Genomic DNA, 21,272 nt, shown 5'->3' with positions numbered 1-21,272 from the left:
TAGCCTGAGCCGAAGAGCGACGCAAGACACTGATAAGTCCAGAAAGCCAGTTGATATGCAGAGCAGACTTCGGCGCACGCCGGTGGTGCGGCGCCCGCCAGGCTGGGGCGGCACGGTCGGCGCCGTGACCTGCTACTGCCTCTCGCTGACCCCGTCGCTGCTGCCGCGTTCCTGGGCGCTGCAGGTCCTCGCCGCCGGGGTGACGGCCGCCGTCGGCTACGCGATCGGGGCGGTGATCGGGTGGGCGTGCCGGTACTTCGGCGTACGGCCGTCGCGCGACGTGCGGCTGTGGAGCTGGATCGCGCTGGCGGTGCTCGGCCTGGGCGCGGTGATCTGGGTGACGATTCACAGCGTCACCTGGGAGGACGGGCTGCGGCGGCTGATGGGCATGTATCCGCACGTCGTGTGGTGGCAGTGGATGCTCGTGCCGATCGTGTCCGCCCTGCTCTGCTGGCTGCTGGTGGTGCTGGGGCGGTCGATCCGGCTCCTCACGCGCACCATCGCCCGCGGGCTCACGCGGCTGATGCCGGCGCGGCTCGCCATGGCTGCGGCGGCCGTGGTGGCCGTGGTCATCATCGTCGGCATCGTGCAGGGCTTCCTGGTCCGCGGCGTGCTGAGCGTCGCCGAGAGCGCCGCGTCGCTGGCCAACGGCTCGACCTCGGCCGGCATCGTGCGCCCGGAGCTCCCGACGCTCTCGGGCGGCCCGCAGTCGCTCGAGACCTGGGACAGCCTGGGCTCGAAGGGCCGCGACTTCGTGGGCCAGACGCCCAGCAGCGCGCAGATCGCCGCGTTCACGCACCGGACCGCGATGAACCCGATCCGGGTGTACGCGGGGCTCAAGTCGGCGTCCACGCTGACCGACCGCGCGAACCTGGCCGTGGCCGAACTGGAACGCACGGGCGCTTTCCGGCGCAAGGTGCTCGTCGTGTTCGCCACGACCGGAAGCGGCTGGATCAACGAGAACCTCGCGAAGCCGGTCGAGTACATGTATGGCGGAGACAGCGCGCTGGTCGCGATCCAGTACTCGTATCTGCCGAGCTGGGTCTCATTCCTGACGGAGGACGAGGCGGCCAACGCCGGGTCCGCGCTGTTCGACGCCGTCTACGCACACTGGTCCACGCTCCCGGCCGCCGACCGGCCGATGCTGCTGGTCTCCGGCGAGAGTCTGGGCTCGTACGCCACCGAGGAGGCGTTCGGCGGCCATGTGTCGGACCTGCTCGCGCGCAGCCAAGGCGGCGTGCTGATCGGCCCGACACCGGATAACCCGGTCTGGCAGCAGGTCACGTACGACCGCGACCCGGGCAGCCCGATCTGGCAGCCGATCTTCCAGCGCGGCATCGACGTGCGCTTCGCCCATCGCGCCGCGGACCTGGACTCGCCGCCGTCCGCGTGGGCCTCGCCGCGCGTGGTCTATCTGCAGCACGGCTCGGACCCGGTGACGTGGTGGCAGCCCGAGCTGATCTGGGATCACCCGCAGTGGCTCAACGCGCCGCGTGCGCCCGACGTCTCCCCCGCCTTCTCCTGGTATCCGTTCATCACCTTCTGGCAGGTCACCTGCGACCTGGCCGGGGCCGCGGGCGTCCCGGACGGGTACGGGCACAACTTCGGCCAGAACCCGGTCGCCGCATGGGCCGCCGTGACCCAGCCTCCGGGGTGGACGGCAGCCGACACCGCGAGACTCGACGCTCTACTGTTCGCGGAGGCGCAGCAGGCGTAGGGCGCAGTCGTCGGAGGGCGCAGTCGTCGGAGGCATAGCTGTCGGAGACGTGTGCGAAGATCCGGGAATGAGCAGCGAACGGCGCACACGATGACGATCCCCTCGGTGCCGCTCAGCGCGGCGGAATTCCCGCTGGTGCTGCTGCGTCGGATGGCCGACTACCAGCCGCAAATGGTCGAGAACGCGCGCACCCATCTCGGGTACGACGTCACCGAGATGCGCGCCGTGAACGCGACGTGGCAACGGATGCTGCGCGGCAGGCACTCACGCGGATCGTTGGGTCAGCTGCGTCGCATCCTCGGGAAGCCGGTGGAGGTCATCGAGCGCACGGTGGGGGACGCGGCGTGCCGCTGCGAGCAGTGGGAGATTACGCAGGACGTCTGGCCGGGGCTGCGTTTCGAGGCGTTCATCGGGCCGGGCGACATGCTGCTGAAGGAGCATCTGGTGCGCGCGCCTGGCGTGCCGCGGCCTACGCTGCGGAGTCTCAGTGATCTGACGCCGTGGTCGTGCGTGCTCGGGGATGCGGCGATCGCGTTCGGGCGGCTGCGGCAACTGGAGGGCTCAGCGCCGACGCGTGACCTGGCGCTGGTCGACGTCGATGACGGGACGGGGGTGAAGGTGACGGTCGCGACCGAGTTCGTGTACGGGCTGCTGCAGTCGGCGCGCAGATATGAGCCGCAGCTATGAGACCTAGATATGAGGCCCAGATATGAGCAGCCGGGGACATGACGGGTCACTGTCCTGAGTGGATGCGGCCCTGGGATCGCAGCTCCCTGATCAGCTCGCGGACCGCGAGGGCGCCGGACGTCGCGCGGGCGGTGACGGAGACGATGCGGCGGGGTGGGCGAGGGCTCGGGGCCGAGCGGGAGGACGTCCACGCCCGCCGGATGCCCGTCGCCGAGCGTGAGCCGCGGCAGGATCGCGAGGCCGACGCCGCGCGCGACCATCGAGAGCACGACGCCGTCGTCCGCTACGTCCATCCGCGTGCGCGGCAGCCAGTCCTGGCGGGCCCACCACGACCTCGTGTACGACGAGCAGTTCTCGGCCCAGTCGATCAGCGGAAGGCCTCCGAGTTCGGTCACTCCCTTCGGGCGGACCAGGTCGAACGGCTCGCGCAGCAGGTGGACGGCGGTGAGGCCGGGCTCTGGGTAGGCGTCCTCGGCGAGGGTGGCGATCGCGAGGTCGGCCCGGCCGTCCGCCACCTCGCCCGCCGTGCCGCGCCCGAGTTCGCGCACGATCAGCACCCGCGGGACGACGCCGGAGTGACGGGCCGTGAGGCGTTCGAGCGCGGGCGGCAGCAGGTGGACGGCGGCGCCGTGTTCCGGGCCGGTGGTCGTGGACGAGACGGTCGTCGAGGGCTTCGAGCACATGTCGACGCGTTCCTCGGCATGCTTCGCGGCGACCACGTCGGCAAGGTGCTCGTGCGCGCCGCGGACTAGAAATCTGGACTGGACGTCGGAACGAGTAGGCGAGGCTAGAAGTCGAACTGCGCGGTGGGGTTGAGGCCGTGGTTGTCGGGCGGCGGGGTGTAGTCGGGCGGGTAGGCGGCGTAGTCGATGTCGACGGGCGTGATGTCCATGTCCGTATTCGGCGGGACGGCCGCGTCGAGTTGGCTGCCGTCGTCGGAGTAGACCGCGTCGAGTTGGTCGGAGTTGTTCTCGACGTTGGCGGCGGTCATGCCCATCACCTGGAAGTCGGTCGTCGGCGGCAGGCCGTCGCCCGAGATGACGAGGAATCCGGTGCCGGTCTCGCCCACGCCGGTATAGAGCGCGGTATTGCCGACGTGACCGGCCGCGAGTTCGGCGGACGCCGCTTTGACCTGAGCGGCCGGGCCTTCGGCGCCGAGGTATCCCGCGGAATCCTGGAAGATCAGGCCGTCCTTTTGTAGCAAAGCTACGGAATCGAGCGCGGCGGATGACGCGGCGGACGCCGTCGGTACGGCGAGAGCGAATGCGAGGCCTGCAACAAGTAGACAGGAAAGTCTAAGTGACGGCACGGCGAGCCTCCTTTGATCGGATTCTTCCACCCTGGGTATCCGCGCCACCCCCACGCAACCGGAAGCACCCGCCGTGTCACCCGCACGGCGGGCCGTGCGACGCCGTGACCTCCATGATCTTTATCAAGATGCTGCTCCGTTCGGTTACGCAGACGCGTCGCTTGGCTCTACAATCCCGGAGAATCGCTGCCTTGCGATAAAAGCGGATCTTCTTGGGAAGGCACAACAAATGGATCTAAGTAAGATCGGTCGAACCGAACAGGTGTTATCGGCGGCCGGCCTCCTGTTGTTCATCTTCAGCTTCCTGCCGTGGTTCTCGGCATCGGTCGACATGGGGATCCTCGGGAGCGCCTCCGGACACGCCAACGCGTGGTCGGACCCGAGCGGCTTCATCGACTGGTTCCCGGTCCTACTGCTGTTGGTCTACGGGGTCGTGCTGGCGCTCCCGGCCTTCGGCGTCGAGCTGAACGTTCCGCAGCTGGCCAGTGGCGTGAACCGGGCCTTCATCGGGCTGGTCCTGTCCGCATTCGCCGTGCTGCTCTTCGCGATCCAGGGTCTGACCTACCCGAGCCTGCCGGCCGGGATCAGCGGCTCCGCCGGACCTTCCTGGGGCTACTTCGTCGCGCTGGTCATCGCGCTCGCGGCGGGGGCGCAGAGCTACCTCGGATTCACTCAGCAGGGCGGCTCACTCGCGGCCGTCGGCGCGGGCATCAAGGCGCGCACGCAGCAGTCCGCCGCCCAGCCGGAACCTCAGTCGGAACCTCAGCCGGAGCCCGCCCCGTTCGTGCCGCCGCAGCAGCAGCCCTTCCAGCAGCCGGAAGATCAGGCGGAGCAGCCGCAGCAGCAGCCGCCGGCACCGCCGGTCGGCTCCTGACGGCGTGACGACGGACCACGGCGCTCATACCGGACCGAGCGGTCACAGCAGACCGGCCAGCCGGTAGAGCACCAGGGATCCCGCGACGGCGACGTTGAGGCTCGCGCCGTGGCCGACCATGGGGATCTCGACCGCGACATCCAGCAGTTCCAGAGCCTCCGGTGGAATGCCGGTCCGCTCGTGGCCCAGCACCAGAACGGTGCGGCCGCGAGCGGGCGGCAGGTCGGCGAGTCGAACGGCCTCGTCGGCCAGTTCGGCGCCGACGACGAGGCTGCCGCGCGCACGTTGCGCGGTCAGCCAGTTGATCTGGTCACCGGTGTAGTGCACGCAGGTCGGCCTGCGCAGCGTGTTACCGCGTTCGAGGGCTTCCGGGACCCACGGATAGCGCGGCACGGCCAGGCAGGCTCCGACCGCGTCGCACGTGCGCAGCAGCGTCCCGAGATTCACGCCGTGCATGGGCCAGAGGGGCGCGGCGATCAGATGATCCCAGCAGGAATGCGCGCGCCGCCTTCGCTGCCCCCTGATGTCACCGCGGGACTTGGCCCGCACCGGCCCGGTCACCGAAGCGGGGCCGGAGCCCCCTTACGGACTATGAAATCACTCGTCTTCACGCAGTGAATGGTAACGGATCTCGCCGTTGTCCAGCAGGTGCACGGCCGCCTCCTCGGCCCCGGCGGCGTACGCGTCGGTGCCGACGTCCTCGGCCGTCAGGCGGCCGTCGGCGACCAGGCGGCCGGAGCGGGGGCCGGGGCCGTCGGCCCAGCGGTCGTCGACGACGTCCTCCGACTCCTCGTCCTCTTCGTCGTCGTCGGGCTCCTCCTCGGCGAGATGCTGGTCGAGGGTCTCGCCCTCGCGCGCCTCCGCCGCGGTGACGCCGTGCCAGTTCGAGGCGCCGTAGTGGTCCGGCGGTTCGATGCCGGTGTCCAGCGGATCGTCCTCGTAGTCGTCCGTGGTCAGATCGTCGGCGGGCTCGAGGACGCCGTCGTCCTCGGGATCGTCGTACGAAAACTCGTCGAACTCGGTCGTCTCACTCATCTTTCCTCCGCACCTCCAGCGAGTCGTACGCTGAGCTTCCCGTCCTCGCCCACGTCGGCGACGACAGTGTCCCCCGGCTGGACGCTGCCGTCGAGCAGCAACACGGCAAGCCGGTTGTCGAGTTCCGTCTGCAGCGTGCGTCGCAGCGGCCTGGCGCCCGACTCGGGCCGGTGGCCCAACTCGACGAGCTTGCGCTTGGCCGCGTCCATGACCTCGAGTTCGAGGCCCTGCGCGCGCACCCGGCGCCTGCTGTGGTCGAGCAGGAGCTCGATGATCTGGTTGAGATCATCCTCCGAGAGCACGCTCAAGACCACGATCTCCTCGATCCGGTTCAGGAACTCCGGCAGGAAGCGCGCCTGGAGCCGGTCCATCAGCTGGTCGCGGATCTCGTCCACCCGGCCCTGCCGCCCGAGGATCAGCTGCGAGCCGATGTTGCTGGTCAGGATGACGACCGTGTGCTTGAAGTCGACCGTTCGGCCCTTCGCGTCGGCGAGCCGGCCGTCGTCGAGCACCTGGAGCAGGGTGTTGAAGACGTCCGGGTGCGCCTTCTCGATCTCGTCGAACAGCAGCACGCTGTACGGCCGCCGGCGTCAGACCAGGCCCCGCGGACGGCGTGCCGCTCTCCCCCGGCAGTGCGGACTCGATCGCCTTCGCCACCTGATCCGGGTCGGCCCCGGCGCGGGTGAAGGCGGAGCGGGTCGGCTCGGCCGCCGTCGCCGCCCACAGCAGGTGCTCGGTGTCCAGATCGGCGCTGCCGTCCGCCTGCGCGCGCACCGAGGCCCGGGTGAGCAGTTCGCGCGCCGACTCGGTGAGCAGCCGTCCGATCGGCACGCGTTGCACGGCGGGCGGCGAGCTGGCCGGGGACATGCCGAAGAACCGGCCGAGCAGTTCGGCGAACGGATCCTGTTCGCCGAGTCCACCGAAAGACGACGAGATGGACATGGCGCTCACTCCTTCTCGGTTGTGCGGGCGACGCGTCGACCGTACGTAGGAGTACCGAGCCGACGCTGCCGGAGTGGGCCGATCGAGCGAACGCGGGCTACGCCGAGGGCGGAGCGGCGGGCCGGTAGACAGTGATGATCGCGATGTCGTCCTGCTGGCGCCCGCGCGAGAACTCCCGTGCGTCCTTGCGCAGCGCTTCGGCCACCCGCTCCAACGGTACGCCGCGCGCGGCCCGCAGGGCACGCTCCGGCGGGTAGAACTCGCCCTTGCGCGAGCGCGCCTCGCTCAGCCCGTCCGTGTACAGCAGCAGGCATTCGCCGGGCAGCAGCTCGAAGGCGTTCGGCTCGCGCGGGGTGTCGAGCAGGTCGCCGAGGCCGAGCGGCAGGCCGGTGGCGGCGAACTCGATCGGCACCGGGCCGCCGCGGCGGCCGAGCAGGATCGGCGGGAGGTGGCCGCAGTTCACGGCGAGCACCTTGGGCTCGCCGACAAGTCCGATGTGCAGCACCAGCGCGGTGGCGAAGCGCTCGGAGCGGCCGTCCTGCGCGGCATACGCGTTGTGCCGGACAAGGGCCGACTCCAGCGCGTCGACCACGTCCATGATCTCCGGCTCGCGGTACGCCGCCTCCCGGAAGGCGCCGATGATGCTGAAGGCCGCGCCGATCGCGGGCAGACCCTTCCCCTGCACGTCGCCGATGAGCACCCGGGTGCCGAACGGGCTGGCCACCACGTCGTACACGTCACCGCCGACCAGCTTGTCCTCGTCTACGGGTTCGTACACGCCGCCGACCACGACCTCCGGGGTGTGCTGCGGCAGCGGGGCCAGGATCTGCCGCTGCATCGCGTTCGCGGTGAAGCGCAGCCTGGCCATCTGCTCGTTGCGCCGGATGCGCCGGTGGCACATGAAGACCGCGGCGAACCCGAACAGCAGGGTGAGCAGCACCGTCAGCACCGCGTCCCGCTGGTGCGGCTCCGGGTAGTAGAGCACGGCGGCGACCGTGACGCCGAGGCTCCACGCGGCGACGAACAGCGTCTGCCGCACCGTCGCGAAACCCGCCATGATCGCGGGCAGAAAGACAAAGAGTCCGACGAGCCGGTTGTTCGAGCCCAGCACGACGCCGGTGCCCAGCACGATGGCCGTCAGCGTGACCGTCCAGGTCAGCACCGACACCACGGTGGGCGGCCTCGGCTGCACAGGGGTGCTCATAGTGCCCTAAATGGTACCCACTCGGTTCGGTGGCGGCCTACCGCGCCCATGTTCGGAGCGTTTCCAAAGCGTGACCGGAGCTTCGCGCCGTTCGGCTCCGCAAGCCTTGACCCGCCAAAATGTTTGCGCTATCAATTTCTCCATGCACTCCACTGGGAATGGTCGGGCGCCCGTCATGGCCGACGTCGCGCAGGCCGCCGGCGTCTCGCACCAGACGGTCTCCCGGGTGCTCAACGACCATCCCAATGTGAAGCCGACGACCCGGGAGCGGGTGCTGGCCGCCATCAGGGAGCTGGGCTACCGGCCGAACGTGGCCGCCCGGGCCCTGGTGACCCGTCGTACCCGCACCCTCGGCGTCATCAGCTTCAACACCACACTCTACGGCCCGGCGTCGATGCTGTACGGCATCGAGCAGGCCGCGAAGGACCTCGACTACTTCGTCGCGGTGGCCGCGCTCTCGGCGCTGGACCGGCGCTCGGTGCTGGACGCCGTCGAACGGCTGCGCGACCAGGCCGTCGAGGGCATGATCGTGATAGCCCCGCAGAACAGCGCGGTCAACGCGCTGTCCCAGGTCCGCTCGGACATTCCGCTGGTCGCGGTCGGCTGCGGAACGCACGCCGCGCTCTCGTCCGTCGCCGTGGACAACGAGGCGGGCGCCGAGCAGGCCACCTCCTTCCTGCTGGACCTCGGCCACCGCACCGTGCACCACGTGGCCGGACCCCGCTCCTGGCTGGACGCGCAGGAGCGCGAGGCCGGCTGGCGGCGCACGCTGCTCGCGCGCGGCGCGGCGGTCCCCGAGCCGATCTACGGCGGCGACTGGACCGCGCGCAGCGGCTTCGAGCTCGGCCGGGAGGTCGTCGATCGGGTGCGCGACGAGAAGGACCCGGTCACTGCCGTGTTCTGCGCCAACGACCACACCGCCCTCGGCCTGCTGCGAGCGGTTCAGCAGGCCGGGCTCAAGGTGCCGGAGCAGCTGAGCATCATCGGCTTCGACGACATCCCCGAGGCGGAGTACTTCGGTCCGCCGCTGACCACGATCCGACAGGACTTCGACGAGGTCGGGCGGCGCGCCCTGGCCACGGTGATCGACCTGGTGGACGGCGCCGCCGCGGGCGTGCCCGCGCCGCGCCAGGCTCCCCGGGTGACCGTCGGTCCGAGCCTCGTGGTGCGCGCCTCCACCGCCCCGCCGCAAGTGCTGTAGTTCAACACCTAGTCAGTAGAAGCGCAGCAGAACCCACGCCCCACCTCCGCGAACGACGCCGATGGGAACTCGACGATGAGCACCGACGCCGAACTTGTTAACGCTAACAATCCAGCTGTCGATGAATACGTGATCGGCGTGGACTACGGCACGCTCTCCGGGCGGGCCCTGGTGGTCCGGGTCTCCGACGGCGCCGAACTGGGCAGCGCCGTCCACGAGTACGCCAACGCGGTGATCGAGCGCGCCCTGCCCTCGAGCGGGGCGAGCCTTCCGTCGGACTGGGCGCTGCAGGACCCCGACGATTATCGCGAGGTGCTGAGGCGCGCGGTGCCAGAGGCTGTGCGGGTCGCGGGAGTTCCGGCCGATCAAGTCATCGGAATCGGCGTCGACTTCACGGCGTGCACCGTGCTGCCGACGCTGGCCGACGGCACTCCGCTGTGCGAACTCCCCGCGTTCCGCGACCGGCCGCACGCCTACGTGAAGCTGTGGAAGCACCACTCCGCACAGCCGCACGCCGACCGCGTCAACGCCCTGGCGCACGAGCGGAACGAGCCGTGGATCGGGCGTTATGGCGGCAAGATCTCCTCCGAGTGGGAGTACGCCAAGGGGCTGCAACTGCTCGAAGAGGACCCGGAGATCTACCACCGCGCCGATCGCTGGATCGAGGCGACGGACTGGATCACCTGGCAGATGACGGGCACTGAGACGCGCAACGCCTGCACCGCCGGATACAAGGGAATCCTTCAGGACGGCGCTCGCCCGAGCGATGACTATTTGACCGCGCTGAATCCCGACTTTGTCGATTTCACCGCCAAGATCGAGCATCCGATCTCCGCTCTCGGTGACCGTGCGGGCGGCCTTACCAAGGAAGCCGCCGCGTGGACCGGGCTTCCCGAGGGGATCGCGGTCTGCGTCGGGAACGTGGACGCGCACGTCACGGCTCCCGCGGTCAAGGCGGTCGAGCCGGGCCGGATGGTCGCGATCATGGGGACCTCGACCTGTCACGTCGTCAGCGGCCCTGGGGGCGGGGCGCCCGCGGACGTCGCCGGCATGTGCGGGGTCGTGGACGGCGGCATCATCGCAGGGCTCTGGGGCTATGAGGCCGGACAGAGCGGTGTCGGCGACATCTTCGCCTGGTTCGTCAACGGATTCGTCGGCCCCGAGCTGCACGCGGCGGCGATCGAGCGTGGTCTGTCCATCCACGAACTGCTGACCGAGCAGGCCGAGGCGCAGCCGGTCGGCGGGCACGGCCTGGTGGCCCTGGACTGGCAGAGCGGCAACCGCTCGGTGCTCGTCGACCACCACCTGTCCGGCGTGATCTTCGGCCTGACATTGGCCACCGAGCCGCACGAGGTCTACCGGTCGCTGCTCGAGGCCACCGCGTTCGGCACCCGGATCATCGTCGAGGCACTGGCCGCGGGCGGAGTCGAGGTCACCGAGTTCATCGCGGCGGGCGGCCTGACCAGGAACGCATTCCTCATGCAGATGTACTCCGACGTGCTGCGCTGTCCGGTCAGCCTGGCCGGATCCGAGCAGGCCCCCGCGCTCGGCACGGCGATCCACGCGGCGGTCGCGGCCGGGGCGTATCCGGACGTGCCGAGTGCCGCGCACGCCATGGGCAGCCTCGTCTCGGGCGCCTACCGGCCGGACCCGGACCGGGCCGCCGCCTACGACCTGCTCTTCGCCGAATACCTGACCCTGCACGACCACTTCGGCCGCGGCGGCAACGACGTGCTGCACCGGCTGCGCGAGATCAAGGCTGGCACCTGGAAATGGGCACTGTGACATCCGAGATATCCGAGGACGTACGCGCCGCGGTGGAGGCCGCGAAGGCCGACGTCTGCGCCCTGCACGCCCACCTGCCCGCGGCCGGGCTGGTCGCCTGGACGTCGGGAAACGTCTCGGCTCGCGTCCGCGGCGCCGAGTTGATGGTGATCAAGCCCAGCGGCCTCGAGTACGCGGACCTGACCCCCGAGTCGATGGTCGTGTGCGACCTGCACGGCAACAAGATCGAGGGCGATTACGCCCCCTCCAGCGACACCGGCTCGCACGCGTTCGTCTATCGGCACCGGCCGGACGTGCACGGCGTGGTGCACACCCACTCCCCCTACGCGACCTCCTGGGCCGCGCGCGCCGAGGCGATCCCCTGCGTGCTCACCGCGATCGCGGACGAGTTCGGCGGCGACATCCCGGTCGGGCCGTTCGCGCTGATCGGCGACGAGGCGATCGGCGAGGGGATCGTGCGGACCCTCGAGGCGAGTAAGTCTCCTGCCGTTCTGATGCGTCATCACGGGGTTTTCACCGTCGGGAAATCGGCGCGGGCCGCGGTCAAGGCGGCGGTGATGGTCGAGGACGCGGCGCGCACCGTGCACCTGGCCCGGCTGCTCGGCCCGGTCAACCGGCTCGGCGACGCCGACATCACGTCCCTGCATGACCGCTACACGAACGTCTACGGCCAGAAGGGCACGAAGTAATGACTGCGCAGACCCCGAGGACCGTGTGGTTTCTGACCGGGAGCCAGGCCATGTACGGCGAGGAGACGCTGCGTCAGGTCGCCGAGCAGGCGCAGCGGATCGCCGAGAAGCTGGACGCGGCCGGGCTGCCGGTTCGCATCGAATGGCGTCCGGTGCTGCTGGACGCCGACTCGATACGCCGCGCGCTCGTCGACGCGAGCGCCGACGACTCGGTGGTCGGCGTGATCACCTGGATGCACACCTTCTCCCCGGCGAAGATGTGGATCGGCGGGCTGAACGCGCTGGACAAGCCGCTGCTCCACCTGCATACGCAGGCCGACGCGCCGTTGCCGTGGTCCACCATCGACATGGACTTCATGAACCTCAACCAGGCCGCGCACGGCGACCGGGAGTACGCGCACATCAACGTGCGCGTCGGGGTGGCCAGGAAGACCGTCGCCGGGCACGTCTCCGACCCGAGCGTCGTCGCGCGGATCGACGACTGGGTGCGCGCCGCGCTGGCCCGGGCCGATCTGCGCACCCTGAAGCTGGCCCGCTTCGGCGACAACATGCGGGACGTCGCGGTGACCGAGGGCGACAAGGTCGAGGCGCAGATCCGGCTCGGCGCGTCGGTCAACACCTACGGGGTCAACGACCTGGTCGAGGTCGTGGACGGCGCCGATGAGACCGCGATCGACGCGCTGGTGGCCGAATACGAGGACGTGTACACGGTCGACGAGGCGCTGCGCAAGGGCGGCGAGCGACACGAGTCTTTGCGCTACGCGGCGCGGATCGAGGCCGGGCTGCGGCAGTTCCTCACCGAGGGCGGCTTCGGCGCGTTCACCACGAACTTCGAGGACCTCGGCGGACTGCGGCAGCTGCCGGGATTGGCCGTGCAGCGGCTGATGGCCGACGGCTACGGCTTCGGCGGCGAGGGCGACTGGAAGACCTCGCTGTTGCTGCGCGCACTCAAGACCGCGGGCACCGGCCGTCCGGGCGGCACCTCGTTCATGGAGGACTACACCTACCACCTGGAGCCCGGCAGGGAGCTGATCCTCGGCGCGCACATGCTCGAGGTCTGCCCCACCATCGCCGCGGACACGCCCTCCTGCGAGATCCACCCGCTCGGCATCGGCGGCCGCGAGGACCCGGTCCGGCTGGTGTTCGACGCCGCGCCGGGCCCGGCGATCGTCGTGGGCCTGGCCGACCTCGGCGACCGGCTGCGCATCATCGCGAACGAGATCGACGTCGTCGCCCCGCCGGAGCCGCTGCCCGCCCTGCCGGTGGCGCGCGCCGTGTGGAGCCCGCGCCCGGACTGGCGCACCTCCGTCGAGTCCTGGCTCATCGCGGGGGCGCCGCACCACACCGTGCTCTCCTCGGCCGTCGACCGCGAGGTGCTCACCGACCTGGCCGAGCAGCTCGGCGTGGAACTGGTGACGATCGGCGCCGAAAGCACCGTGCGCGGCTTCGAGAAGGAGCTGCGCTGGAACGCCGCGTACCACCGGCTGGCCCGCGGCCTGTAGAGACCGGCGCGGGCGACGGCAGGCCGCACTCCGCCGTCGCCCGCGCTACCCGCACCACCCACCCTCAAATAAATACTCGAAGGGCACTGATCAATGAGGATCAAGCGACACCGGACCGCCGCCGCTGCCACGGCACTGATATTCGCGCTGACCGCCGCCGGCTGCTCCAAGTCCGGCGGTGGTACGAGCAACACGGCGACCGACGCGGCCGGCACCGTTCCGGCGAACTGCCTCGCATCCCCGTCCGCGGCGGCTACCGCCAGTTCCGGCGGCAACGCGCTGCAGGGCAGCGTCAGCTTCAACAACGCGAACCTGACCGCGCTGGACGGCGCCATCGCCTGCGCGCTCAAGGGGCACGACCTTTCGAAGGTCAACATCGCCATGGTGGTCAACGTGGCCGCCGACTACTGGAACGCGGGCAAGACCGGCTTCCAGGCGGGCTGCTCCGCGGTCGGCCTGAGCTCGTCGAACTGCACCTTCTTCGCGCCGCCGGACGGCACGCTGACCGAGCAGGACTCCGAGCTGGAAACCCTGCGGGGCAAGGGGATCACCGGCTATTCGATCTCCGCGATCGACCCGGCCTCGGCCAAGAGCACCATCGCGACCGACGTGTCCAACGGCCTGTTCGTGCTCGCCATCGACTCGCCGCTGCCCGGCACCGAGGCCCAGGGCCTGTACCTCGGCACCCCGAACCAGCAGGCGGGCTACCAGGCGGGCCTGGCGATGAGGGCGGCGCTGAACGGCACCGGCGACGTGGCGGTCCTGGTCGGCTCGCTCACCGCGGCCAACGCGACCCAGCGCATCGCCGGCTTCAAGCAGGCGCTCGCGGGCTCGAGCATCAAGGTGACGGTCACCGAGAACGACAACCTGTCCGCCTCGACCGCCCAGTCGGACGCCGAGACGATCCTGGCCAACCACACCGACGTCAAGGGCCTGTACGGCGTGTACTCCTACGACGGCCCGGCGCTGGCGAAGGCCGTGACGACCGCCGGAAAGACCGCCTCGGTGAAGATCGTCTCCGACGACACCGACCCGGCGACGCTGTCCGCGGTGCGGTCCGGCACCATCTCGGCCACCGTCGTGCAGATGCCGTACTACCAGGGCTTCACCGGCGCCTACATCCTGGCCGCGGAGAAGGTCCTCGGCGCGTCCGCGACCGCGTCCCTGGTCAAGCCGTTCCTGGAGTCCGACGGCAGCACGCTGAGCTCCGGCATCGGCGTGGTGACGCAGGCCGACTACGCACAGTACGTCGCCCTCGAGAAGCAGCTCGGAATCGGCTGACGATGACCGTGGAACCGACTCTGGAAAGGTCGGTGACTCCTCTCGGCCGCGCGGTGATCGCGCGGCTGAGGGGGGTTCACAAGACCTACGGCCCGGTGCGCGTGCTCGATCTGCCCGAGCTCGATCTCTACGCCGGCCAGGTGGTCGGCGTGGTGGGCGAGAACGGTGCGGGCAAGTCCACGCTCATGGGCACGCTGGCCGGGTCCGTGCGCCGCGACGCAGGAGAGATCGAGATCGACGGGCACCAGCTCGCGCCCGGGTCGACGGCCGAGTCCGCGCGGCTCGGGGTGGCGCTGGTGTCCCAGGAGTTCCCGCTGGTCGGGCAGCTCTCGGTGGCGGAGAACCTGCTGCTCGGCCGGCGCCCCGCGGACTCGCGCCGCCGGGTCGTGGTGGACCGCGGGGCGCAGCGGCGCGCCGCCGAGGCGATGCTCGCCGCGATCGGCCTGGACCCGGCGTCCATCCCGGTGCGCCGCGCGGTGCGCGAGCTGCCGGTGCCGGCCCGTCAGCTGATCGAGATCGCCAAGGGCTGGGGCCGCGACCCCAGGCTGCTGATCCTGGACGAGCCGACCTCCTCGCTCGGCCCGGTCGAGGCCCGGCTGGTGCTGGACCTGGCCAGGCGGGCGGCCGGTCAGGACAAGGCGGTGCTGTTCATCGGGCACCGGCTCGACGAGGTTCGGGCGATCGCCGACCGGATCATCGTGCTGCGCAACGGCCGGCTCGTCGCCGACCTCGCGCCCGAGGAGGCGAGCGAGGACCGGCTGATCCGCGAAATGGTCGGCAACGAGGTCGCGCACAGCACGCCGAAGACGGCTCCGACCGGCACCCCGACCCTGCTGGAGATCTCCGGTCTCACCGCCGACGGGCTCGGTCCGGTGGATCTGACGGTGCGTGAGGGCGAGATCCTCGGCGTCGCCGGGCTGATGGGCTCGGGTCGCAGTCGGCTGATTCACACGATCGCCGGGGCGCAGCCGGCGACCGGCGGCTCCATGCGGCTCGGCGGCAGGCCGTACGCGCCGAAGAACCCCGGCCAGGGCACCGACGCCGGGATCGCGATGATCCCGGAGGACCGCAAGCAGCAGTCGCTGGTGCTGTTCGCCCCGATCCGGGACAACGTCACGATCAGCATCCTGCGCCGGATCAGCCGCCGCGGGATCCTCGGGCCGCGCAGGGTCCGCTCCGCGGCGACGGCGATCACCGACAACGTCAAGGTCCGCATGCAGTCCGTGGACCAGCCGATCGGTTCGCTGTCCGGCGGCAACCAACAGCGGGCGATCTTCGGGCGGGCATTCGCCGCCGGGCCCAGGCTGCTGCTGCTGGACGAGCCGACCCGCGGCGTGGACGTCGGCGCGAAGGCGGAGATCTACGAACTCATCGACCGCGCCGCGGAATCCGGCATGGCCGTGGTCGCGGCCTCCTCGGAACTCGAGGAGCTGCTGTGGATCTGCCACCGCATCGCGGTGATGCACCGCGGCCGGGTGGCCGCCGTGCTGGAACGGGCCGACGCGACCAAGGAGAGCATCATGACCGCCGCGGCGACCGGCCAAGCCGTCCAAACCCGCAACGAGCTGAACGGAAACCCGACGTGAGCGCCCCGACCCTGACCCCCGCCGACGCGGCGGACACCGCGGCCGCGCCCTCGGCCGCGGCCTCCCTGCTGCGCAAACTCGTCGCGACGCCCGAGGCCGGCGTGGTGCTGGCCTGCGTGGTGGCCTTCATCGCGTTCTCCTCCTCGGCGCACACCTACTACTCCACCGCCAACCTGCAGGTGATGGGCCGTGACCTGGCCCAGTTCGGCATCCTGGCGGTCGGCGAGTCCTTCGTCATCCTGACCGGCGGCATCGACCTGTCGGTCGGCGGCCTGGCCGGCCTCGCCGGAATTCTGGCCGGCTGGTTCAACGTCACCCACGGGATGCCCGGTCCGGTGGCCATCGCGGCGACCCTGCTGGTCTGCGCCGGCGTCGGCTACTGGCACGGCACGATGGTCAACAAGCTGAACGTGCCGCCCTTCGTGATCACTCTGGTTACCTTCACCGTGTGCAAGGGCCTTGCCCTGTCGATCACCTCGGGCACGCCGATCACCGGCCTGTCGAACATCTTCGGCGACCTGTCGCTGTACTACGCGGGGCCGGTGCCGATCCCGGCGCTGATCTTCGTCGGCGTGTGCGTCGCGGCCTGGTTCCTGCTGGAGCGCACCTACGTGGGCCGGCAGATCTACGCGGTCGGCGGCAACGCGGAGGCCGCGCGGCTCGCGGGCATCCCGACCCGCCGCCGGGTGACCAGCACCTACGTGATCAGCTCCACCCTCGCGGGCCTGGTCGGAATCCTGATCATCGGCCGGCTCGGCGTGGCCGACCCGTCGGTTGCCGGCTCCGGCTACGAGCTGACCGCGATCGCCGCGGCCGTGGTCGGCGGCGTGTCCCTGTTCGGCGGCGAGGGCCGGATCGTCGGCATCGCGGCCGGCGCCATCCTGCTCGAGTTCATCTCCAACGGCCTGCTGGCCCTGAACGTGAACGAGTACTACCAGACCGTCGCGCAGGGCGTCGTGCTCGGCGTCGCGATCCTGGCGGACCGGATCAGGGCCCAGTACTTCGGCGGCAACAGACGCTGAGGCAGGTAATACCCGCACATCAACTGAATACTGTCACGCCTCAAACCACCACAAGCGACAAAGAGGTCTGCTCATGGCTGGATCGATAGCAGGACAGGAATACCCCTCCGCGCCCGGCGCCGTCGGCGTGCGGGGCGGGGAGGGCGGGCAGGTCGAGCGGCGGTCCGTGCTGCGGGCGCTCGGCATCGGCGGCGGGACGGCGCTGGCCGCCTCGGCGCTGGCCGCGTGCAGCAGCTCGCGCGGCTCGAACTCGTCCGGCAGCATCGGCGACTTCCCGAAGACCTCGGCCTGGAAGTTCGCCTTCGTCAACCACGTGACCACCAACTCGTTCTTCGCACCCACGCAGAGCGGGATGAAGGACGCCGCGAGCCTGCTCGGCCTGGCGACGCCCACCTGGACCGGTTCGGAGAACGGCGTGGTCTCCGAGATGGTGAACGCCTTCGAGACCGCGATCTCCGCCAAGGTCGACGGGATCGCGATCCCGCTGACCGACTCCAACGCGTTCGTCGCCCCGACCAAGGCGGCGCTCGCGGCGGGCATCCCGGTGATCGCCTACAACGCCAACGCCACCGGCAACTACGCGCTCGCCTATGTCGGCCAGGACCTGTACCAGTCCGGGTACCAGATGGGCGAGAAGATCGCCACGCAGGTCACCTCGGGCACCATCCTGGTCGGCATCTCGCAGCCGGGCTCGCTCAACGTGCAGCCGCGCCTCGACGGTCTCAAGGCCGCGCTCGCGGCCAAGTCCCCAGGTGTGACCGTGCACACCGTGGACACCGGCGCGGCGCAGGCGGACGAACTGTCCGCGATGGAGTCCGCGTATCAGGGCCAGAAGGCGGCCAAGGGCATCTACGCGGTGGACGCGGGCTCGACCGCCTCGATCGCGCAGATGATCACGAAGTACGGCATCAAGGGCCAGGTGCACGCGGGCGGCTACGACCTGCTCGCCGACACCATCACCGGCGTGAGCTCCGGCGCGATGGACTTCACCATCGACCAGTCGGCCTACCTGCAGGGCTTCCTGCCGGTGCTGTACCTGTTCATGTACCGGATGACCGGCTCGCTGGTCTTCCCGCCGGCCACCGACACCGGCCTGACGTTCGTCACCTCCGGCAACGTCAGCCCGTACGCGAGTTCGAAGAGCTGGATCGAGGGCGGCGCCAACCACGCCGTCGTCCCGATGCCCAGCGCGATCAGCCTGCCCGCTCCGTCCACCGTCCAGAGCTGACTAGGGCGTGTTCGTATGGCACAGCAAACGTTCGGCAAGGCTCTACTGCGGCGCCGCGAGCTGAGCATCGTGCTCGTGACGGTCGCCGCGTTCCTGTACTTCTCGCTGGGAAGCTACGGCTCGGCGTTCAACACCACGAACAACTACCACATCATCATGCAGTACTTCGCGCCCTGGGCGATCATCGCCGCGGGCGAGTCGCTGCTGCTGATCTGCGGCGAGATCGACCTGTCGGCCGGTTTCACCTACACCTTCGTGCCCTTCGTCATGATGGCCTTCTACAACCAGGGCCTGGACGTCCCGCTCTCGCTGGTGCTGGCGATACTCGTGTCGATGGGCATCGGGCTCGTCAACGGCCTCATCCGTACGGTGTTCAACCTGTCCTCGTTCATCACGACGCTCGGCATGGGCTTCTTCCTCGAGGGCATGACGTACATCCAGTCCAACGCGGAGCCGACTCCGCCGCCGCTCACCGGCACGCTCGCCGACGTGCTCGGCGGCTGGCGCTGGTCCGAGCTGGTCTGGGCCCTGATCATCATCGCCCTGATGCAGGTGGCGCTGTCGTACACCAAGTACGGGGTGTACGCGCAGGCCGCCGGCGGCAACCCGCTGAGCGCGGCGGAGTCCGGCATCAAGGTCAGCCGCGTCAAGGTCGCCACCTTCATGCTGACCAGCCTCTTCGCCGGGCTAGCCGGGATCGTGGACCAGGTGCGGGTCGGCTCCTTCGACCCCACCAGCGGCGGCTCCCAGATGATGTTCATGGCCGTGGCGGCGGCGGTCATCGGCGGCACGGCGCTGCTCGGCGGCTCCGGCACGGTGGTCGGCGCGCTGTTCGGCGCCATCCTGCTGGCGATCATCCAAAACGGCTTCACCTTGACCGGCGTCAACGCCTACGCGTTCGACGTCGTCATCGGCGTGGCCGTGGTCGCGGCGATGCTGCTCAACGTCTACATCTCGAACCTGCGAAGGAAGTACCTGCGATGAGCGAGGAGGACGCGAACACCCCGGTCACATCGGAACCCGGTCAGGAAGCCCTCCGCGTAGAGGGCATCTCCAAGCGCTTCGGCCCGGTCACCGCGCTGCGGGACATCAACCTGCACGTGCGCGCGGGCGAGGTCCTGGGCCTGCTCGGCGACAACGGAGCAGGCAAGTCCACGCTGATCAAGATCATCACCGGTTTCCATCGCCCGGACTCCGGCAGGATCCTGATCGGCGGCGAGGAGGTCCCGCTGCGCTCGGTCGCGCACGCGCGCTCGCTGGGCATCGAGACCGTGTACCAGGACCTCGCGCTGGTGGACGAACTGCCGGTGTACCTGAACTTCTTCCTCAACAAGGAACTGACCGTCGGCCCGTTCCTGCGCCACGGCGCCATGAAGCGGCAGGCCGTGCGGGCGCTGGATGAGGTCGGCATCAACATCCCCTCCGTCGGCGCCGAGGTCAGGGCCCTGTCCGGCGGCCAACGCCAGGCGATCGCCGTGGCCCGCGCGGTCAACACGGCCGCCAAGGTCCTGCTGCTCGACGAGCCCCTCGCCGCCATGGGCGCCCGTGAAGGCGGCCAGATCCTCCGCCTGATCGACCGCCTGCGCCAGCGCGGCGACCTCGCGGTCATCCTGATCGCACACAACTACAGCCAGGTCATGGACGTGTGCGACCGGGTGAACCTCCTGCAGCACGGCGAGATCACCTTCGACCGACCGACGGCCGAGACCTCGGTCGCCGAACTACTCGAACTCGTACACGCCGAGTACCGCACGGCGTCATAGCGGGGACCGCAAGCAGGACCGGGCCGGTGGAGTGGAGTGACCGGCCCGGTCCGCCATGTCGAAGGACTCTGAGGGAAGCCGGCGGCACTCCCTGCCTCAGCGCGGTCAGCTGCTGAAGACCTGCAGTTCGGAGAGTTGTCCGGCCGGCCAGCCGGTGTTGGCGGTGAAGGTGAGCTTCACGTAGCGGACCGTGGAGGCGGTGAAGGTGGCGGTGGCGGTGTTGCTGGAGGACGGGTTGAAGGTGTAGCCGGTCGAGGCGGCCAACGTCGAGTAGTTCGAGCCGTCGGTGCTGCCCTGGATCGTGATCGTCTGGGTGCGTGTGGACCACGAGGTGGACGGCGGCAGGTCCATCACGACCCTGCTGACGCTCACCGATGAGCCCAGGTCGACTTGGATCCACTGCGGCAAGGCGTTGTCAGTCGACTCCCAGTAGGTGCTCGTGTTGCCGTCGACGGCGTTCGCGGCGACGTAGCCCTGGGTGGAGCCGCTCGCGCTTGTCGCCTTGTTCAGCGCCAGGTTCGAGTTCGCCGGCGCGGCCGACGTCGTGACAGACACCGTGTTCGACGCGGCGGAGACGTTGCCCGAGGAGTCGTGTGCGGTGACGGCGAACTGGTACGTCGTCGAGGCCGACAAGCCGCTGACCGCATACGAGGTCGAACTCGTCGTGCCGACGGTAGTCGTGGTCGAACCGTTGATCTTCTCGACCGTGTAGCCGGCCACGCCCGCGCTGCTCGTCGACGCGGTCCACGAGAGCGCGACGCTGTTGTAGGTCACCGAGCTGCTCTGGAGGTTGCCCGGCGCGGTCGGCGGCTGCGAGTTCGAGCCCGAGGTGGCCGCGTAGACCTGGAACTCGGAGATCTGTCCGGCCGGCCACGCCGTGTTCGCCGTGATGTTGAGACGCACGTACCTCGTCGTGATCGTCGGCAGCGCGATGGTGACGCTGTTTCCGGTGGACGGATCGAACGTGTATCCGGTGGCTGCGACGATCTGGGTGAAGGTCGAATTGTCGGTGCTGCCAAGGATCTGGATCGTCTGCGACCTGGTAGACCACGAGCTCGCCGGCGGCAGAGTGAGCGTGATGCTGCCGATCGAGTACGTCGTCCCAAGATCGACCTGGAGCCACTGTGGGAAGGCGTTGTCCGTCGACTCCCAGTAGCTGGTGGCGTTGCCATCGACGGCGTTGGACGACGGGTAGCCCGACGTTGAGCCGCTCGCACTCGTCGCCACGTTCAGTGCCAGGTTCGAGCCGGGCTGCGGTCCGCCGCCTCCGCTGACGACGGGCTGGGTCGGGCGCACGCTCGTCAGGGCGATTTGGCCTTTGAGCATTTTGCCGCCGTCGCCGGTCAGGCGCATGTAGTAGTCGGCGGAGCAGGCGGTGCCGTCTTCGTCGAGGGACAGCAGGCCGGAGTTGGTGGGGACGGTGGCTTGGGTGGGGGTGGTGTTGAGG

18 protein-coding genes and 3 pseudogenes are annotated in these 21,272 nt (G+C 69.7%); 13 read left to right on the top strand and 8 right to left on the bottom strand.

Going from position 1 to position 21,272, the window contains the following annotated elements; genetic code table 11:
* Positions 1–55 precede the first annotated feature (55 nt).
* A complete protein-coding gene (locus VG296_RS16990; protein WP_325566711.1) occupies positions 56–1,717 on the top strand; it encodes an alpha/beta hydrolase in 1,662 nt (553 codons plus the stop codon).
* A gap of 105 nt (positions 1,718–1,822) precedes the next feature.
* Complete coding sequence (locus tag VG296_RS16985) at positions 1,823–2,404, top strand: hypothetical protein (protein WP_325566722.1); 582 nt, start codon at positions 1,823–1,825, stop codon at positions 2,402–2,404.
* A 167-nt stretch (positions 2,405–2,571) separates the two neighbouring features.
* On the opposite strand, the pseudogene VG296_RS16980 reads toward VG296_RS16985, so the two are convergent.
* Together VG296_RS16980 and VG296_RS16975 are read right to left on the bottom strand one after the other, a co-directional pair.
* Positions 2,572–3,087 (bottom strand): annotated as a pseudogene (locus VG296_RS16980) (LysR family transcriptional regulator substrate-binding protein); the annotation flags it as partial.
* Positions 3,088–3,191: 104 nt separating this feature from the next.
* Positions 3,192–3,608, bottom strand: a complete 417-nt coding sequence (locus VG296_RS16975; protein WP_325566710.1) for a hypothetical protein — start codon at positions 3,606–3,608, stop codon at positions 3,192–3,194.
* Between the two features lie 367 nt (positions 3,609–3,975).
* On the opposite strand from VG296_RS16975, the gene VG296_RS16970 reads away from it, so the two are divergent.
* Positions 3,976–4,587: a hypothetical protein gene (locus VG296_RS16970; RefSeq protein ID WP_325566709.1), complete on the top strand. Its 612-nt coding sequence runs from the start codon at positions 3,976–3,978 to the stop codon at positions 4,585–4,587.
* A 42-nt stretch (positions 4,588–4,629) separates the two neighbouring features.
* Here the strand turns inward: VG296_RS16970 and VG296_RS16965 are convergent, their stop codons facing one another.
* The 5 genes and pseudogenes from VG296_RS16965 to VG296_RS16945 form a co-directional block, all read right to left on the bottom strand.
* Entirely contained in the window at positions 4,630–5,148 is a 519-nt protein-coding gene (locus VG296_RS16965) for a TrmH family RNA methyltransferase (RefSeq protein WP_349259589.1), read from the bottom strand.
* A gap of 36 nt (positions 5,149–5,184) precedes the next feature.
* On the bottom strand, positions 5,185–5,622 hold the full coding sequence (locus tag VG296_RS16960; RefSeq protein ID WP_325566707.1) for a DUF5709 domain-containing protein: 438 nt from the start codon (positions 5,620–5,622) through the stop codon (positions 5,185–5,187).
* Positions 5,619–6,212, bottom strand: a pseudogene (locus VG296_RS32910) (AAA family ATPase); the annotation flags it as partial. The gene VG296_RS16960 and the pseudogene VG296_RS32910, both read right to left, overlap by 4 nt.
* A gap of 52 nt (positions 6,213–6,264) precedes the next feature.
* Positions 6,265–6,489: pseudogene (locus VG296_RS33240) on the bottom strand (Clp protease N-terminal domain-containing protein); the annotation flags it as partial.
* A gap of 172 nt (positions 6,490–6,661) precedes the next feature.
* Positions 6,662–7,768, bottom strand: a complete 1,107-nt coding sequence (locus VG296_RS16945) for a PP2C family protein-serine/threonine phosphatase (protein ID WP_325566706.1) — start codon at positions 7,766–7,768, stop codon at positions 6,662–6,664.
* Between the two features lie 142 nt (positions 7,769–7,910).
* On the opposite strand from VG296_RS16945, the gene VG296_RS16940 reads away from it, so the two are divergent.
* The 10 genes from VG296_RS16940 (at position 7,911) to VG296_RS16895 (ending at position 19,825) form a co-directional block, all read left to right on the top strand.
* Entirely contained in the window at positions 7,911–8,969 is a 1,059-nt protein-coding gene (locus VG296_RS16940; RefSeq protein WP_325566705.1) for a LacI family DNA-binding transcriptional regulator, read from the top strand.
* Between the two features lie 75 nt (positions 8,970–9,044).
* Positions 9,045–10,754: a ribulokinase gene (araB, locus tag VG296_RS16935; protein WP_325566704.1), complete on the top strand. Its 1,710-nt coding sequence runs from the start codon at positions 9,045–9,047 to the stop codon at positions 10,752–10,754.
* Positions 10,742–11,443 carry an L-ribulose-5-phosphate 4-epimerase gene (locus tag VG296_RS16930; protein WP_325566703.1) on the top strand — a complete coding sequence of 234 codons (702 nt, stop codon included), beginning with the start codon at positions 10,742–10,744 and terminating at the stop codon, positions 11,441–11,443. Before araB ends, VG296_RS16930 begins: the two co-directional genes overlap by 13 nt.
* On the top strand, positions 11,443–12,945 hold the full coding sequence (gene araA, locus VG296_RS16925) for an L-arabinose isomerase (protein WP_325566702.1): 1,503 nt from the start codon (positions 11,443–11,445) through the stop codon (positions 12,943–12,945). The genes VG296_RS16930 and araA overlap by 1 nt, the downstream gene beginning before the upstream one ends.
* Positions 12,946–13,038: 93 nt before the next feature.
* Entirely contained in the window at positions 13,039–14,226 is a 1,188-nt protein-coding gene (locus tag VG296_RS16920) for a substrate-binding domain-containing protein (protein ID WP_325566701.1), read from the top strand.
* Between the two features lie 2 nt (positions 14,227–14,228).
* Entirely contained in the window at positions 14,229–15,812 is a 1,584-nt protein-coding gene (locus VG296_RS16915; RefSeq protein WP_325566700.1) for a sugar ABC transporter ATP-binding protein, read from the top strand.
* Positions 15,809–16,834 (top strand): ABC transporter permease, encoded by a 1,026-nt coding sequence (locus tag VG296_RS16910; protein WP_325566699.1) that lies wholly within the window; start codon positions 15,809–15,811, stop codon positions 16,832–16,834. Before VG296_RS16915 ends, VG296_RS16910 begins: the two co-directional genes overlap by 4 nt.
* A 73-nt stretch (positions 16,835–16,907) precedes the next feature.
* Complete coding sequence (locus VG296_RS16905; protein ID WP_325566698.1) at positions 16,908–18,062, top strand: substrate-binding domain-containing protein; 1,155 nt, start codon at positions 16,908–16,910, stop codon at positions 18,060–18,062.
* A gap of 15 nt (positions 18,063–18,077) precedes the next feature.
* On the top strand, positions 18,078–19,046 hold the full coding sequence (locus VG296_RS16900; protein ID WP_325566697.1) for an ABC transporter permease: 969 nt from the start codon (positions 18,078–18,080) through the stop codon (positions 19,044–19,046).
* Entirely contained in the window at positions 19,043–19,825 is a 783-nt protein-coding gene (locus VG296_RS16895) for an ATP-binding cassette domain-containing protein (protein WP_325566696.1), read from the top strand. Before VG296_RS16900 ends, VG296_RS16895 begins: the two co-directional genes overlap by 4 nt.
* 105 nt (positions 19,826–19,930) lie before the next feature.
* On the opposite strand, the gene VG296_RS16890 is transcribed toward VG296_RS16895, so the two are convergent.
* A partial coding sequence (locus VG296_RS16890) for a discoidin domain-containing protein (RefSeq protein ID WP_325566695.1) occupies positions 19,931–21,272 on the bottom strand: 1,342 nt, incomplete at its 5' end.

This window comes from Actinospica sp. (genome assembly GCF_035552695.1).
Taxonomy (GTDB): domain Bacteria; phylum Actinomycetota; class Actinomycetes; order Streptomycetales; family Catenulisporaceae; genus Actinospica.
This window is presented reverse-complemented; position numbering and strand designations above follow the sequence as displayed.